The sequence below is a fragment of the Pantoea sp. FN0302 genome (genome assembly GCF_050113775.1).
GTDB lineage: Bacteria > Pseudomonadota > Gammaproteobacteria > Enterobacterales > Enterobacteriaceae > Mixta > Mixta alhagi.
In genome coordinates this window covers 929,182-944,591 of sequence record NZ_JBNJSM010000001.1, presented here as the reverse complement: position 1 = coordinate 944,591, position 15,410 = coordinate 929,182, and the positions used below count along the sequence as shown (strand labels likewise).

13 protein-coding genes and 2 tRNA genes are annotated in these 15,410 nt (G+C 50.5%); 7 read left to right on the top strand and 8 right to left on the bottom strand.

Going from position 1 to position 15,410, the window contains the following annotated elements:
- Positions 1–120 precede the first annotated feature (120 nt).
- Positions 121–2,808: a bifunctional acetaldehyde-CoA/alcohol dehydrogenase gene (adhE, locus tag ACQE32_RS04355; RefSeq protein WP_426972412.1), complete on the top strand. Its 2,688-nt coding sequence runs from the start codon at positions 121–123 to the stop codon at positions 2,806–2,808.
- A 161-nt stretch (positions 2,809–2,969) separates the two neighbouring features.
- On the opposite strand, the gene tdk is transcribed toward adhE, so the two are convergent.
- Positions 2,970–3,575, bottom strand: a complete 606-nt coding sequence (gene tdk / locus ACQE32_RS04350; protein ID WP_427021393.1) for a thymidine kinase — start codon at positions 3,573–3,575, stop codon at positions 2,970–2,972.
- 509 nt (positions 3,576–4,084) lie between these two features.
- On the opposite strand from tdk, the gene hns reads away from it, so the two are divergent.
- Positions 4,085–4,492: a histone-like nucleoid-structuring protein H-NS gene (hns, locus tag ACQE32_RS04345; protein WP_085071573.1), complete on the top strand. Its 408-nt coding sequence runs from the start codon at positions 4,085–4,087 to the stop codon at positions 4,490–4,492.
- A gap of 131 nt (positions 4,493–4,623) precedes the next feature.
- On the opposite strand, the gene ACQE32_RS04340 is transcribed toward hns, so the two are convergent.
- The 5 genes from ACQE32_RS04340 to rssA all read right to left on the bottom strand — a co-directional run bounded on the left by ACQE32_RS04340 (position 4,624) and on the right by rssA (position 10,124).
- On the bottom strand, positions 4,624–5,628 hold the full coding sequence (locus tag ACQE32_RS04340; RefSeq protein WP_426972411.1) for an NAD-dependent epimerase: 1,005 nt from the start codon (positions 5,626–5,628) through the stop codon (positions 4,624–4,626).
- 14 nt (positions 5,629–5,642) lie between these two features.
- Positions 5,643–6,983 carry a UDP-glucose dehydrogenase family protein gene (locus ACQE32_RS04335; protein WP_426972410.1) on the bottom strand — a complete coding sequence of 447 codons (1,341 nt, stop codon included), beginning with the start codon at positions 6,981–6,983 and terminating at the stop codon, positions 5,643–5,645.
- A gap of 24 nt (positions 6,984–7,007) precedes the next feature.
- Positions 7,008–7,916 carry a UTP--glucose-1-phosphate uridylyltransferase GalU gene (gene galU / locus ACQE32_RS04330; protein ID WP_250650074.1) on the bottom strand — a complete coding sequence of 303 codons (909 nt, stop codon included), beginning with the start codon at positions 7,914–7,916 and terminating at the stop codon, positions 7,008–7,010.
- Between the two features lie 194 nt (positions 7,917–8,110).
- Positions 8,111–9,124 (bottom strand): two-component system response regulator RssB, encoded by a 1,014-nt coding sequence (gene rssB, locus ACQE32_RS04325; RefSeq protein WP_426972409.1) that lies wholly within the window; start codon positions 9,122–9,124, stop codon positions 8,111–8,113.
- Between the two features lie 100 nt (positions 9,125–9,224).
- On the bottom strand, positions 9,225–10,124 hold the full coding sequence (gene rssA, locus ACQE32_RS04320) for a patatin-like phospholipase RssA (protein WP_426972408.1): 900 nt from the start codon (positions 10,122–10,124) through the stop codon (positions 9,225–9,227).
- A gap of 109 nt (positions 10,125–10,233) precedes the next feature.
- On the opposite strand from rssA, the gene ACQE32_RS04315 reads away from it, so the two are divergent.
- The 5 genes from ACQE32_RS04315 (at position 10,234) to xthA (ending at position 13,041) form a co-directional block, all read left to right on the top strand.
- Positions 10,234–10,692 carry a YchJ family protein gene (locus tag ACQE32_RS04315; protein ID WP_085071567.1) on the top strand — a complete coding sequence of 153 codons (459 nt, stop codon included), beginning with the start codon at positions 10,234–10,236 and terminating at the stop codon, positions 10,690–10,692.
- Positions 10,693–10,745: 53 nt separating this feature from the next.
- Positions 10,746–11,594 (top strand): formyltetrahydrofolate deformylase, encoded by an 849-nt coding sequence (gene purU / locus ACQE32_RS04310; protein WP_085071566.1) that lies wholly within the window; start codon positions 10,746–10,748, stop codon positions 11,592–11,594.
- A 149-nt stretch (positions 11,595–11,743) separates the two neighbouring features.
- Positions 11,744–11,828, top strand: a tRNA-Tyr gene (locus tag ACQE32_RS04305).
- A gap of 130 nt (positions 11,829–11,958) precedes the next feature.
- Positions 11,959–12,043: transfer RNA gene (locus ACQE32_RS04300), tRNA-Tyr, on the top strand.
- 191 nt (positions 12,044–12,234) lie between these two features.
- A complete protein-coding gene (gene xthA, locus ACQE32_RS04295) occupies positions 12,235–13,041 on the top strand; it encodes an exodeoxyribonuclease III (protein WP_085071565.1) in 807 nt (268 codons plus the stop codon).
- Between the two features lie 37 nt (positions 13,042–13,078).
- Here xthA and ACQE32_RS04290 read toward each other — a convergent pair whose 3' ends face one another.
- Both ACQE32_RS04290 and ACQE32_RS04285 read right to left on the bottom strand, forming a co-directional pair.
- Positions 13,079–13,390 carry a YnjH family protein gene (locus ACQE32_RS04290; RefSeq protein ID WP_085071564.1) on the bottom strand — a complete coding sequence of 104 codons (312 nt, stop codon included), beginning with the start codon at positions 13,388–13,390 and terminating at the stop codon, positions 13,079–13,081.
- Complete coding sequence (locus tag ACQE32_RS04285) at positions 13,390–15,306, bottom strand: DNA topoisomerase III (RefSeq protein ID WP_426972407.1); 1,917 nt, start codon at positions 15,304–15,306, stop codon at positions 13,390–13,392. The genes ACQE32_RS04290 and ACQE32_RS04285 overlap by 1 nt, the downstream gene beginning before the upstream one ends.
- Positions 15,307–15,410: the final 104 nt, after the last annotated feature.

The window sequence follows — 15,410 nt, the reverse complement described above, 5'->3', positions numbered from 1 at the left end:
TCAGTAAACAGTACGGAGTAAGTAAAGCGCAAAATGGGTTATTTGCCTGCTCCAAAGTGTAATGCCGCATTTAGCCAGGCCTGTTTACTAAAAGAGTTTAACTTCCATCAGGAGAGCATTATGGCCGTTACCAATGTCGCTGAACTTAACGCACTTGTTGAACGTGTAAAACAAGCGCAGCGCGAATACGCCAATTTCACTCAAGAGCAGGTTGATAAAATTTTCCGCGCCGCCGCGCTGGCTGCTGCCGACGCGCGTATTCCGCTGGCAAAGATGGCGGTAGCGGAATCTGGAATGGGTATTGTGGAAGATAAAGTGATTAAAAACCACTTCGCTTCAGAATATATTTACAATGCCTATAAAGATGAAAAAACCTGCGGCATTCTGGAAACTGACGAGACTTTTGGCACCATCACCATTGCTGAACCCACCGGCCTGATTTGCGGTATCGTCCCTACTACTAACCCAACCTCCACCGCTATCTTTAAGGCGCTGATCAGCCTTAAAACCCGTAACGGTATTATCTTCTCTCCACATCCGCGAGCGAAAGACGCTACCAATAAAGCAGCGGATATCGTGCTGCAGGCTGCCATCGCCGCTGGTGCGCCGAAAGATATTATCGGCTGGATTGACCAGCCTTCCGTCGAGCTTTCTAACCAGCTGATGCATCATCCGGATATTAACCTGATTCTGGCAACCGGTGGCCCGGGCATGGTGAAAGCAGCTTACAGCTCGGGTAAACCCGCTATCGGCGTCGGCGCGGGGAATACCCCGGTCGTTATTGACGAAACCGCAGATATCAAGCGTGCCGTGGCCTCTATTCTGATGTCCAAGACCTTCGACAACGGCGTCATTTGCGCTTCAGAGCAGTCCGTTATCGTGGTAGACGCCGTTTATGATGCGGTACGTGAACGTTTCGCCAGCCATGGCGGCTACCTGTTACAGGGCGCAGAGCTGAAAGCCGTGCAGGATATCATCCTGAAAAACGGCGGGCTGAATGCAGCCATCGTGGGTCAGCCAGCAGTGAAAATTGCCGAAATGGCAGGCATCCATGTACCGGCAAGCACCAAAATTCTGATTGGCGAAGTGCAGCTGGTGGACGAATCTGAACCTTTCGCCCATGAAAAACTTTCGCCTACGCTGGCAATGTACCGCGCAGAAAACTTTGAGCAGGCTGTGGCTAAAGCAGAGAAACTGGTGGCGATGGGCGGTATCGGGCATACCTCTTGTCTGTATACCGACCAGGACAACCAGCATGAACGCGTAAATTATTTTGGCGACAAAATGAAAACCGCGCGCATCCTGATCAATACGCCAGCTTCGCAGGGCGGTATCGGCGACCTGTATAACTTTAAACTGGCACCTTCTCTGACGCTGGGCTGTGGTTCATGGGGCGGCAACTCAATTTCTGAAAACGTCGGTCCTAAACATCTTATCAATAAGAAAACCGTGGCCAAGCGAGCTGAGAATATGTTGTGGCACAAACTTCCAAAATCTATCTATTTCCGTCGTGGCTCTCTGCCTATCGCCCTGGAAGAGGTGGCTTCTGACGGAGCAAAACGCGCCTTTATCGTGACCGACCGCTTCCTGTTTAATAACGGTTATGCCGATCAGATTACCTCTGTACTGAAATCTCACGGCGTCGAAACCGAAATTTTCTTTGAAGTGGAAGCCGATCCGACGCTGAGCATCGTGCGCAAAGGCGCAGAACAGATGAACTCCTTTAAACCGGATGTGATCATTGCACTTGGCGGCGGCTCTCCGATGGACGCAGCCAAAATCATGTGGGTCATGTACGAGCATCCTGAAACCCATTTCGAAGAGCTGGCTCTGCGCTTTATGGATATCCGTAAACGTATCTATAAGTTCCCGAAAATGGGCGTGAAGGCGAAAATGATTGCGGTGACCACCACTTCAGGCACCGGTTCAGAAGTTACGCCGTTTGCGGTGGTGACCGATGATGCTACCGGCCAGAAATATCCGCTGGCTGATTATGCGCTAACGCCGGATATGGCTATCGTAGATGCCAACCTCGTGATGAATATGCCGAAATCGCTGGCCGCTTTTGGTGGTCTTGATGCGGTAACCCACGCGCTGGAAGCCTATGTTTCCGTGTTGGCCAATGAGTACTCTGATGGTCAGGCGCTGCAGGCCCTTAAACTGCTGAAAGACAATCTGGCAGACAGCTATCGCGATGGTGCGAAAAATCCAGTGGCGCGTGAACGCGTTCATAACGCCGCAACCATTGCCGGTATCGCTTTTGCAAATGCTTTCCTTGGGGTGTGTCACTCAATGGCGCATAAACTGGGATCTGAATTCCATATCCCGCACGGCCTGGCTAATGCCCTGCTAATCTCGAATGTTATTCGCTACAACGCTAATGACAATCCGACCAAACAGACAGCGTTCAGCCAGTACGATCGTCCGCAGGCACGCCGCCGTTATGCCGAAATCGCCGACCACCTTGGTCTGAGCGCTGCCGGTGACCGCACGGCGCAGAAAATCGAGAAACTGCTGGCGTGGCTGGAAGATATGAAAGCCCAGTTGGGTATTCCGAAATCGATTCGTGAGGCAGGCGTACAGGAAGCTGATTTCCTGGCGAAAGTCGATAAGCTGGCTGATGACGCGTTTGATGACCAGTGTACCGGCGCTAACCCGCGTTACCCGCTGATTGCTGAGCTGAAACAGATCATGCTTGATACCTTCTACGGTCGCGAATATGCAGAACCCTTTGAATCTGTCTCTGAAGCGATCATTGCTCAGCCGGTCAAAGAAGCTAAAGTAGAGAAGAAAGCTAAAAAAGTTTGATTCTCAGACCATAAAAAACCCGCTTCGGCGGGTTTTTTTTATCTCTGACGTCTGGACGCATTCCCGGTGTTCTGTGCTGTTTTCCCACCGCTTCACTTCCTGCATAAAACGTTCTGTAAGCCTCTGTAGCGCATCTGGCGCTGTAGCTTACGCTTCCCCTTTCAGGAAGGCTCTACGGGCTGTAAAACGCCTTTAGACAGCGCATCCTTATAATGCTTGCGACACACAGAAACATAGCGCTCGTTACCGCCGATAACTACCTGCTCGCCTTCGGCATAGGGTTTACCCTCACTGTCAAGACGCAGCACCATCCCGGCTTTACGGCCACAATGGCAAATGGTTTTTAATTCGATAAGTTTATCAGCCCAGGCTAATAAATACTGGCTTCCGCTAAATAATTCACCACGGAAATCAGTGCGCAAGCCATAACACAATACCGGTATATCCAGATAATCGACGACATCAGAAAGTTCTCGAACTTGTTCGCGCGTCAAAAATTGGCATTCATCAACAAGTATGCAATGTACCGGCTTTTTTTCATGTTCTTCAGTAATTTCATGCATCAGTAAAGTCTGATTGTTAAACAATTTAGCCGGTGACGAAAGGCCAATGCGTGAGCTGACTTTACCGCTACCGAAGCGATCATCTATCTCCGCAGTCCAGACCAAAGTCCGCATGCCCCTTTCCTGATAATTATAAGAAGATTGCAACAATGCGGTGGATTTCCCGGCATTCATTGCCGAGTAATAGAAATAAAGCTGAGCCATAGGGCTGAACTCCGCCAAAAGGGTTAAACAAAAACGGCGACGATTGTATCATAGCCTCAGTAGCACCGGCTGGATAACCTGCAATATGATTATGTTGTTTAACCGCGGCGCTTGTTTAACATCATCCGCAGTAACGCATAATCCCTGTCCATGGCATTAAATGATAAAACCTCAACCCCTGTTCTTATTATGGCCTTTTTTTAGTCGCTCTGAACCTTTGCACTTTAAGCTTAATGAGGCTAACGCTTTAGGTTATACGACGATTTTAAGCGCCGGGCTGAACAGATAATCCCCTGTAAGCCTAAGGCCGTTTAATGATAGCTTTTAATGGGACTGGCTTATTTTCGCCTGAGACAACTATAACTTTCCCCCAATTGCGTTATGCAAATCTCACTTTAATAAGACTTTGTGAATTTCTTACAAAATTAACTATTGCAGTTCCTTTTTTCCACCTCTATTATTATCAAGCAGAACATTTCTCCCACCCAATATATTTTGAGATTAGGACAATGAGCGAAGCACTTAAAATTCTGAACAACATCCGTACACTGCGCGCCCAGGCCAGAGAATGTACTCTGGAAACTCTGGAAGAAATGCTGGAAAAACTGGAAGTGGTCGTTAATGAGCGCCGCGAAGAAGAAAGTCAGGCGCAGGCTGAAATTGAAGAGCGTACGCGTAAACTTCAGCAGTACCGCGAAATGCTGATTGCCGACGGCATTGATCCGAATGAACTGCTGCAAACTATGGCAGCAACTAAAACAAGTGGCAAAGCCAAGCGTGCTGCACGTCCGGCTAAATATAAATACGTTGATGAAAATGGCGAAAGCAAAACCTGGACAGGCCAGGGCCGTACTCCTGCGGTAATCAAGAAAGCCATTGAAGAGGAAGGCAAGCAGCTGGATGATTTTCTGCTGTAATTCCTGTTCAGGGTGCTTCTCTTAACCCCATTTTGTTATGGGGTTTTTTATTGGTCTTTTTGTCGTATTTGTCATGCCAGGCCACACCCAAAAAAAGGAAGCCCCAGGCTTCCTTTTTTTAATTACTTAACTCAGACCTTATAAAAAGCCCGGTACCACTCCACAAAGCGTTTGATGCCCTCTTCCACGCCCGTTTGCGGTTTAAATCCGATCACATCGTACAGTGCCTGCGTATCCGCGCTGGTTTCCAGCACATCGCCTGGCTGCATCGGCAGCATATTTTTCTGCGCCTCTGTACCCAGCGCTTTCTCCAGGGCTTCTATATAAGCCATTAACGTTATCGGCTGACTGTTACCAATATTATAGACACGGTAAGGCGCAGAGCTGGTGGCAGGCGAGCCTGTTTCAACTGTCCAGTCAGGATCTTTTTGTGGTATCACATCCTGCAGGCGGAAAATCGACTCGGTGATATCGTCAATATAAGTGAAATCACGGCGCATTTGCCCCTTGTTATAAACGTCAATACTTTCGCCCGCGATAATAGCTCGGGTGAATTTAAACAGGGCCATATCCGGGCGTCCCCACGGTCCGTAGACGGTAAAGAAGCGCAAACCGGTCGTTGGGATACCGTAAAGATGTGAATAAGTATGCGACATCAGTTCATTGGCTTTTTTCGTGGCCGCATAAAGCGAAACCGGATGGTCTACGCTGTCGTCGGTGGAAAATGGCATTTTACGGTTCAGACCGTAAACAGAACTGGAAGAGGCGTACAGCAAATGCTCGATTTTATGATGACGACAGCCTTCAAGAATATTAAGGTGCCCCGTCAGATTAGCGTCTGCATATGCATGTGGATTATCAATAGAATAACGAACCCCTGCCTGCGCCCCCAGATGAATAACACGCTGGAAACGGTGCTGTGCAAACAGCGAGGCTATTGCATCCCTGTCAGATAAATCGCCTTCGATAAAAGTAAAGTCTGAAGAAGTGATTTGATTAAGGCGGGCACGTTTGAGATTTACATCATAATAATCATTCAGGTTGTCGAGACCGACAACCTGGTGACCGGCCGACAGAAGGCGTTGGGTAACGTGAAAACCAATAAACCCTGCCGCGCCGGTAACCAGATAGTTCATATTTACCTCATTAATTATGCAATTTGAATAGACGCTCCGCGGCCAATTGCATAATAAACAAAACCGCGTTTGCTAATTCTTTCTGGATCATACAGGTTACGACCATCAAAAATCACGGGTTGTTTTAAGGCATTTTTAATAACGTCGAAGTCTGGCGCACGGAAGTTCTGCCATTCGGTACAAATAACCAGCGCATCTGCACCCTGCAGAGCGGCTTCTTTTGTTCCCATCAGCTTCAGGTCCGTACGATGACCATAGATACGCTGAGCTTCATCCATCGCTTCTGGATCGAACGCCTGTACCGTTGCGCCTGCAGCCCACAGCGTTTCCATCAGCACGCGGCTGGACGCTTCACGCATATCGTCGGTATTGGGTTTAAATGAGAGTCCCCACAGCGCAAAGGTTTTACCCTTAAGATCGTCACCGAAATGGCGTTTGATAAAGGTCGGCAGCTTGAGTTTCTGATCATCATTGACAGCTTCCACCGCCTGCAGCAGACGAGGTTTATAGCCAATGGTTTCCGCCGTACGGATCAGCGCCTGTACATCTTTCGGGAAGCAGGAACCGCCGTAGCCGCAGCCCGGGTAAATGAAGTGATAGCCGATACGGGAATCTGAACCAATACCCTGACGCACTTTCTCAATATCCGCGCCCAGGCGTTCCGCCAGGTTGGAGATTTCATTCATGAAGCTGATTTTGGTCGCCAGCATGCAGTTTGCCGCATACTTGGTTAACTCAGCGCTACGGATATCCATCAGAATCAGACGATCGTGATTGCGGTTAAACGGCTCATACAGCTCACGCAGCAGCTCAACGACTTCATCGTTATCCGTTCCGACTACGATACGCTCAGGACGCATGCAGTCGCTTACTGCGGCACCTTCTTTCAGGAACTCTGGGTTAGAGACCACATCAAAGGTCAAATCCAGCCCACGCGCCTTAAGGGTTTCCTGCATGACGTTACGCACGCGGTCAGCGGTTCCGACCGGTACAGTAGACTTGTCCAGCACCACTTTATGCTCATCCATATATTGAGCAATGGTACGCGCTACCGCAGTAACATATTTCAGATCGGCAGAGCCATCTTCATCCGGCGGCGTACCCACGGCGATAAACTGCATAACGCCATGTTTAACGCCTTCTTCGGCATTGGTAGTAAAATTCAGTCGACCCGCTTCATAGTTTTGCTTAACCAGCGGCGTCAGACCCGGCTCATAAATGGGAATGATCCCTTTCTTCAGATTTTCGACTTTGTTTTCGTCGACATCAATACAAAGAACGTCATGTCCGACTTCGGCCAATACCGCAGCCTGAACCAGACCCACATAGCCGATACCAAATACGGTGACTTTCATTGCGTTATCCTGTTGCTGTGTGAATTACTTTTTATTTTCAACTGTATCGTTCAGCCACTGTTTGAAATCGCTGCCCAGTGACGGATGACGCAGACCATACTCAACGAAAGCCTGCATATAACCCAGCTTGTTGCCGCAGTCATGGCTAACGCCTTTCAGGTGATAAGCTTCTACGGTCTCTTTTTCCATCAACATGGCAATAGAGTCGGTCAGCTGAACTTCACCGCCTGCGCCCGGAGGCGTTTTAGCCAGCAGCGGCCAAATATCTGCAGAAAGGACATAACGACCAACAACGGCCAGATTAGACGGTGCTTCGTTGGCTTTGGGTTTTTCTACCACGCCAACCATCGGCGCGCTGTCGCCCGGCTGCAGTTCAGCACCCTGGCAATCAACCACGCCGTAAGCCGTAACGTCTGCTACCGGCTCTACCATGATCTGGCTACGGCCGCTTTCGTCGAAACGGTTCAGCATTTCAGCCAGGTTATCTTTGGTCGGGTTAGACTCATACTCATCGATAATGACGTCTGGCAGAATCACCGCAACTGGCTCATCGCCAACCAGCGGATGCGCGCACATTACTGCGTGACCCAGACCTTTTGCGATGCCCTGACGCACCTGCATGATGGTAACGTGTGGCGGACAAATAGACTGAATTTCATCCAGCAGCTGACGCTTAACGCGTTTTTCCAGCATCGCCTCCAGTTCAAAACTGGTATCAAAATGGTTCTCAATGGAGTTCTTTGACGAGTGCGTAACCAGCACAATCTCATTGATTCCGGCAGCAATGCATTCGTTAACGACATACTGAATTAACGGCTTATCAACCAGCGGCAACATTTCCTTTGGAATGGCTTTGGTTGCGGGCAGCATGCGCGTCCCTAAACCGGCAACGGGGATTACCGCTTTTTTTACTTTTGACTTATAGGCAGACATTAAGATACCTCTCTTATAGGCCGTTCAAGTTAATACTTGATATGTCGATTTAAAAAACGAAACGAGTATATCAGTTAAGGGGCGCCGGATTTATCCTGGATAACTTCTTCCCGGCTAAATTAAGATTATTACCCAAGTGTAAAAGTTATACTAAGGTCTGTCTGAGCGGCGCAAAAATAAAAAGCATTCGCTTGTTATTCAGGCGACAACATCAGACGCAGCCGCCCTCCATTTCCCCAAACCTGACATTGCCATGTATCGCCCTGCTGGTTAATTTGATTGAGATATGTACTGCCCATTGTGCCCAAAGGCACACCATTTCTGAGTTGTATTTCTTGCCCGCTAATGTTCAGCGTTGCGTTTAAGCCAGCAGAGACCAAAATCAGGTTTTTATAGGTTTGATGATAATACCCGACTAATAATGGAAACTGCCCCTTAAGATTTGCCTGGCGCAATAACAAATTAACCTGTTTAAGCACGCTGCTTAATTCAGGTAAACGCTGTTTCTGCCCGGAAAGCTGCTCCTGCAGTAGCCCGTTGAATAACGCGCGTAACAGCAGCGCAGCCAGCACGCCATTATCACCGGCACGCGTCACGTCCAGACAGTAAAAGGCCAGATCTTTATCCGATAAAGCCGCGATATCCAGGACCAGTCCAGGCTGTTCCGCCATCGTAAGCTGGCGATAGTTCATCCGGCAGTTAGCGATAACCTGCTGAACCGGCGGCTGCAGCTGTTTAAGTAGCTTGGCGGCCGCAGTGGGATCGCTGACTAATGCATCCCAGTCCTGAAACAGCTGCTCTTCTTCTTCAACCTGAGAAGTAAACATTGATGGATAGAGGCACTCGTAGACCGCCTCACGCAGGCGCTCCATATCTTTGATCGGTTTGAGCAGCACATCCTGTACGCCAAGGCGCAGAACGTGTGCTATATCGGACATCTGCTCGGTAGCAGAAATGACCAAAATGGGAACCTGGTTGCCGTTGGTGCGTAAGTGTTCCACTAACTTGATGCCATTCATACGAGGCATTTCTAAGTCGCAAATCAGCATATCGGGCTGATGGAAGCGCAACGTTTCGATAGCATCAAGACCATCGCTGGCTACCAATAGCGTAGCGCCAAGCGAGTACAAGAAATTTTCCAGCAGGGAGCGAAAAACAGCCTCATCTTCCACGATCAAGATCTGTTTTCCATTTAATGGTTTTTCCATTGTTTTCCCCCGTAAGCCAGATAACTCAATAGTGGTTCAAAAAACGCACTTGTGCCTGTCAGAATTGCCTGAAGTAACATGTGTGATTGACCCATTTTCATTACCGGCTCTGTACTAACGGTAATAATTCATCCATTTTTTTCTCAACTGCGGCTCTTCCGGCTGCAATCGCTTCCTCTGCACGATGAAAATCAAGCGTACTAATCTGGGGACAATAAGGCTGTATTAATACATCCGGCGGGTCCCCCGCCATGCGGTGACGCTTCAGGCGATTTTCAAGTACCTGAATTGAGGTTGTCATGATCTCCATCGCACCCGGCGAAAGAGATGTTCGTCGCTGTGTTAAATGTTGTGCCAAACGTTGGCGCAGCCTGCCGCGCCAGGATACAGATTCCTCCGGCATGTTTTGCATGGGTGTGGCAGAGAAAAGATCCTGCTGTATGAGATGCGCATCGTGCTGTAAATCAACAGCAATAACAATATCTGCCCCTAACGCTCTGGTCAGAGAGATCGGAACGGGATTCACCACCGCGCCATCCACCAGCCAATAGCCGTTATGTCTCACCGGCGGCAACAGTCCTGGCATACTGCAAGAGGCGCGTACCGCCTGATGCAAATCACCTTCGGTTAGCCATAGCTCTCGCCCGGTGCTCAGGTTGGTGGCTACCGCGCCAAAACGAATATGACACTGTTCGATAGACTCATCAGGCATTAAACGACGAATATGGTTAAATACGCGATTACCTCGCAGTAAACCGCCCCGCTGCCAAGAAAAATCCATCAACCGAATCACATCCCAGTAACCAAAGGATCTTACCCACTTTTCTAACAACGGCAATCGTTCGGTCGCGCAGGCTGCGCCAACCAATGCGCCAACAGAGCAGCCAGCAATAACATCAATACGGATCCCCGCACTCAACAACGCATCAATTACGCCGATATGCGCCCATCCTTTGGCAGCGCCTGAGCCCAGCGCCAGTCCTATTTTTACCTGTCTCATTGCATTCCTGTTTTCACCCCTTTTCATTGAATAGCGTTATATGTTCGGGTCAGATAACATAACGTAAAATAACGTCTTTCGCCCTGTTGTTGCAAAATCTGGAGTTCACGTGTCTGAAAATTGCCCATGCTGCAGCGGATTGCAGTATAGCCTATGTTGCGGTCCCTATCTAAGTGGCGAGCATATCCCTCCCAGCCCGGAAGCGCTAATGCGTTCCCGCTATACGGCCTATGCCCGACATGACGTTGATTATTTACTGGCGACCTGGCACAGCACGCATCGTACTTCACAACTGCGCCAGGCCTTATCTGAAAGTTTTCCACAAACCGTCTGGCAAGGGCTGACCATCGTCGCCCGCGAGGCGGGAAGTCATGATAATGAAGCTTATGTGACATTTTTTGCGCGTTATAGCGAAAATGGCCGCACAGGGGCGGTTTATGAACGCTCGCGCTTTGTCCGTGAGGATCAACGCTGGTACTATATTGATGGAACCGCACCCCAGGTGGGTCGTAATGACCGCTGTCCCTGTGGCTCCGAAAAAAAATACAAAAAGTGTTGCGGCCAGTAATGCTGGTGCCGTTCAGATCCACTGCTATCCCGCTTCGACAGGATTGATAACTCATGCAAGCGCAGAACTTACAACGTAAAGTACTTCGAACTATTTGCCCTGACGCCAAGGGCCTTATCGCCAAGATCACTAACATTTGCTACAAGCACGAGCTCAACATCGTGCAAAACAATGAGTTTGTCGATCATCGCACCGGGCGCTTTTTTATGCGCACTGAACTGGAAGGCATTTTTAACGATACGACGCTGTTGGCGGATCTGGACAGCGCGCTCCCTCAGGGTTCGGTTCGTGAGCTGCAATGTGCCGGACGTCGTCGCGTGGTGATTCTGGTTACCAAAGAGGCGCACTGCCTGGGCGACCTACTGATGAAAAGCGCTTTCGGCGGGCTGGATATGGAAATCGCCGCCGTTATCGGCAACCACGATACGCTGCGTTCGCTGGTGGAGCGCTTCGATATTCCTTTTGTTCTGGTGAGCCACGAAGGGCTGACGCGAGAAGAGCACGATAACCAGATGGCAGAGCAGATCGATCGCTATCAGCCTGATTACGTGGTACTGGCAAAATATATGCGCGTTCTGACGCCCGCTTTTGTGCAACGTTACCCGAACCAGATCATCAATATTCACCACTCGTTCCTGCCGGCGTTTATCGGCGCGCGCCCTTATCACCAGGCGTACGAACGCGGGGTAAAAATTATCGGCGCCACCGCGCACTACGTAAATGACAACCTGGATGAAGGCCCAATCATCATGCAGGACGTGATTAACGTTGACCACAGCTATACGGCAGAAGAGATGATGCGTGCGGGACGCGACGTAGAAAAAAATGTGTTAAGCCGTGCGCTATATAAGGTGCTGGGACAGCGTGTTTTTGTCTACGGCAACCGCACGATTATTCTTTAAGTTAAGCTTTACCGACGCCGGTTGTTCAACAAAGCGGCGCCGTGGGTAAAAAAACGGCGAACAGACCGCTTTTTTTCGTGGGGCGCTTTACAGCATCGTTTCATTTGTTATGATGCGCCCCGCTTTCAGGCAATATTGTCCTGACCCGTGGTGGGATTCCCGAGCGGCCAAAGGGAGCAGACTGTAAATCTGCCGTCACAGACTTCGAAGGTTCGAATCCTTCTCCCACCACCACTCTTCTGTTTCAGCGCAGAGGAATAAAACCCGCCGGGCATGTTGGCGAGTTTTATGGGCAAATCTGGCATCCATCATTTTGATGACGGATGAAGCTGAAAGCGACAATAAGAGCAAACCTGTTTTATCTGGTGGGATTCCCGAGCGGCCAAAGGGAGCAGACTGTAAATCTGCCGTCACAGACTTCGAAGGTTCGAATCCTTCTCCCACCACCATCTTTGTATACTCCCCCTGTTTTCAAACTCAGCGCTAATGCAGCACCTTCCCCCAGGGAGAAGGTGAGAAGCTTCGACAAGGTTCGCGTCGAGCAACGCGAGACAACGTGCGCAATCCGGTTTACATACTGTCATCAGCAAAACATCTCTGTTAACATCCTGCCATCTTTTTACTGTGCAGTTATCGCAATATGAAATTCATCTCTTTCAATATCAACGGGCTACGCGCTCGCCCCCATCAGCTGGAAGCGCTGATTCAGCAGCATAATCCTGACGTTATCGGCCTGCAGGAAACCAAGGTTCATGATGATATGTTCCCGCTGGAGGATGTCAGCAAGCTGGGTTATCACGTCTTTTATCATGGTCAGAAAAGCCATTATGGCGTAGCCCTGTTGACCCGCGAAATGCCGCTTATGGTACAGCGCGGTTTTCCTGAGGATGATGAAGAGGCGCAGCGCCGTTTGATTATTGCGCAAATCCCCGCCCCATCCGGGAATATTACCGTGATTAACGGCTATTTTCCGCAGGGCGAAAGCCGTGACCATCCGACAAAATTTCCGGCAAAGGAAAAATTTTACCGCGATCTGCAAAACTATCTGGAAACCCACCTGACGGCGGACGATCGGGTTTTAGTGATGGGCGATATGAATATCAGCAGCAGCGATCTGGACATTGGTATCGGTGAAGATAGCCGTAAGCGCTGGCTGCGTACCGGTAAATGTTCTTTCCTGCCGGAAGAACGGGAGTGGATGGATCGCTTGCTTAACTGGGGTCTGGTCGATACCTGGCGAGCCGCGAACCCCGCGTGCGCCGATCGCTTTTCCTGGTTTGATTATCGTTCAAGAGGTTTTGATGATAACCGTGGCCTGCGTATCGATCTGCTGCTGGCCACGCGTGCGCTGGCAGAGCGCTGTATCGATACCGGCATCGACTATCAGATCCGCGCTATGGAAAAACCGTCCGACCATGCGCCGATTTGGGCTGAGTTCCAGCTTTAAACAGCAGGCGTTGCGAGGCTTGTCGCAACGCCCTTGGTTATTTCACGATACGCCAGATCAGATTATTGGTGCCCAACGATTTTTCATCGCGTACGCACTGCAGTAGCACCCCTTCCGCTTTAACCACCGCGCCTTCGGTATAGCTACGATTTTCATAGATACAGCAACGCAAACAGGGCGGATTCTGCGAACGATTTTGCCCCTGCGTCCAGACTTCCGGCGGCATATCCACTATCACATCGCTGTTTATATCGCTCTGCTGATTACCGCCGCTATGATAATCATGGCGTTGCGCCTGCGCTGCCGTGCTTAACAGCAGTGCCAGCATAATTCCCCATGCCAGTTTCATTATTCCGTCTCCTTTGCTTTCGCCTTTTTACTACGACGTTTCTGGTTCCCGGCGGGTGCCGCTACGCCCCGAAAGGCGCGCGCCGAGCTTTGCTGACGCGCCAGCGCAATAAGGTCATGCAGCGTTGCGACCAAAGGCTGCATAAAATCCTGATAGCGACAGGCCTTTTCACTGATTTTCGTCAGCGTTGATTCCCACTGAGCCGTCATATCGGGACGCGCAGCCATTTCCGGCAGAGAGTGGATTAACGCTCTGCCCGCTTCGGTCGCATGGATATAACGGCCCTTTTTGGTCAGGAAGGCGCGCCGGAACAGCAGTTCGATAATGCCGGCCCGGGTTGCTTCCGTTCCTAAACCATCGGTCGCACGCAGGATTTTCTTTAGATCTTTATCCTGCACAAAGCGGGCAATGCCGGTCATGGCAGATAACAGCGTCGCATCGGTAAAGGGCCGTGGCGGCTGCGTTTGCTTTGCGGCGATCTCCCCTTTTTCACACAACAGCTCATCGCCCTTCGCTACCACCGGCAATGGCGTACCGTCATTCTCCTCATCCCGCTCTTTACTGCCCAGCAATGCTCGCCAGCCCGCCTCGGCAAGAAAACGCGCTTTGGCGATAAATTTACCACCAGCAATATCCAGCTCAATAATACATTTACGGTAAACCGCATCCGGGCAAAACTGCATCAGATACTGACGCGCAATCAACCCATAGATATTGGCTTCATTATCGCTCAGACGCACGGCGCTGCTGCGCGCGGTAGGAATAATGGCGTGGTGAGCGTCCACCTTTTTATCATCCCAGCAGCGGTTTTTACGGTTGGTATCGAAATCGGCCGGGGTTTTCATATCAGGCCGATGCGCACTAATGGCGTTTAATACTGCATGACGCCCGGCAAAATGCTCATCCGGCAAGTAACGACTGTCGGAGCGCGGGTAGGTAATCAGCTTATGGGTTTCATACAGCCGCTGGCAGGTATCCAGTACCGTCTGGGCACTCAGACCAAAGCGTCTGGCCGCTTCAATCTGCAGACTGGAAAGTGAGAAAGGCAGCGGCGCAGTATCGTTTTCCCGCTTGTCCTGATAACCGGTGACATGCGCAGGCTGACCGCCAATGCGCGCCAGCACATGTTCCGCCAGCGGGCGATGCAATAACCTTCCCTCTTCATCCTGCCAGGGTTCACAGGCGTCGCTGGGCTGCCAGAGCGCCACAAATCGCTCCTCTTTAGGCGTGACGATATGCGCTTTTACTTCAAAATAATCTTTTGGTATAAAGTTTTCGATCTCTTCATCGCGCCGCACCACCAGCCCCAATACCGGCGTCTGCACGCGCCCCACCGACAGCACGCCGTCGTAACCAGCATTGCGCCCCAACAGGGTCCATGCGCGGGTCATATTTATGCCATACAGCCAGTCAGCACGGGCGCGAGCCAGCGCCGATACACATAGCGGAATAAACTCTTTGTTTTGTCGCAGACGGTTAATGGCGCGCTCCACAGCCTGCGGATTGAGATCGTTAATCAGGCAGCGTTGGACGTTATCACGTTTAGCAGCGGGCAGCGCCAGATAGTCCAGCACCTCATCCACCAGCAGTTGTCCTTCGCGATCGGGGTCGCCGGCGTGGATCACTTCATCCGCCTGCTCCAGCAGTTTTTTGATCACATTCAACTGTTTCGCTACGGAAGGACGCGGCTGTAAACGCCACTTTTCCGGCACGATAGGTAAATCCGCTAATGACCAGCGCGCATAGCGGCTGTCATAGCTGTCGGGCTGGGCCTGTTCTAACAGGTGCCCCACGCACCAGGTAACCATCTGATCGTTTCCACAGGCAATGTAACCATCGCCACGACGATGCGGTTTCGGCAGCACATCGGCAATGGCGCGGGCCAGGCTTGGCTTTTCAGCAATAAACAGGCGCATGAATGGGGCAAAGCTCTCTTAAGACAAGATAATAAGGAACACCGGCTTTAATCGGCATCAGACCGCTCGCAATAAGAGCGGTCATCTATGTTAACGCGTTCGCT

What these genes read in the sequence shown, in the direction of transcription:
- adhE (WP_426972412.1), top strand. Translation starts at nt 121, where the DNA reads ATGGCCGTTACCAATGTCGCTGAACTTAACGCACTTGTTGAACGTGTA.
- tdk (WP_427021393.1), bottom strand. Translation starts at nt 3,575, where the DNA reads ATGGCTCAGCTTTATTTCTATTACTCGGCAATGAATGCCGGGAAATCC.
- hns (WP_085071573.1), top strand. Translation starts at nt 4,085, where the DNA reads ATGAGCGAAGCACTTAAAATTCTGAACAACATCCGTACACTGCGCGCC.
- ACQE32_RS04340 (WP_426972411.1), bottom strand. Translation starts at nt 5,628, where the DNA reads ATGAACTATCTGGTTACCGGCGCGGCAGGGTTTATTGGTTTTCACGTT.
- ACQE32_RS04335 (WP_426972410.1), bottom strand. Translation starts at nt 6,983, where the DNA reads ATGAAAGTCACCGTATTTGGTATCGGCTATGTGGGTCTGGTTCAGGCT.
- galU (WP_250650074.1), bottom strand. Translation starts at nt 7,916, where the DNA reads ATGTCTGCCTATAAGTCAAAAGTAAAAAAAGCGGTAATCCCCGTTGCC.
- rssB (WP_426972409.1), bottom strand. Translation starts at nt 9,124, where the DNA reads ATGGAAAAACCATTAAATGGAAAACAGATCTTGATCGTGGAAGATGAG.
- rssA (WP_426972408.1), bottom strand. Translation starts at nt 10,124, where the DNA reads ATGAGACAGGTAAAAATAGGACTGGCGCTGGGCTCAGGCGCTGCCAAA.
- purU (WP_085071566.1), top strand. Translation starts at nt 10,746, where the DNA reads ATGCAAGCGCAGAACTTACAACGTAAAGTACTTCGAACTATTTGCCCT.
- xthA (WP_085071565.1), top strand. Translation starts at nt 12,235, where the DNA reads ATGAAATTCATCTCTTTCAATATCAACGGGCTACGCGCTCGCCCCCAT.
- ACQE32_RS04290 (WP_085071564.1), bottom strand. Translation starts at nt 13,390, where the DNA reads ATGAAACTGGCATGGGGAATTATGCTGGCACTGCTGTTAAGCACGGCA.
- ACQE32_RS04285 (WP_426972407.1), bottom strand. Translation starts at nt 15,306, where the DNA reads ATGCGCCTGTTTATTGCTGAAAAGCCAAGCCTGGCCCGCGCCATTGCC.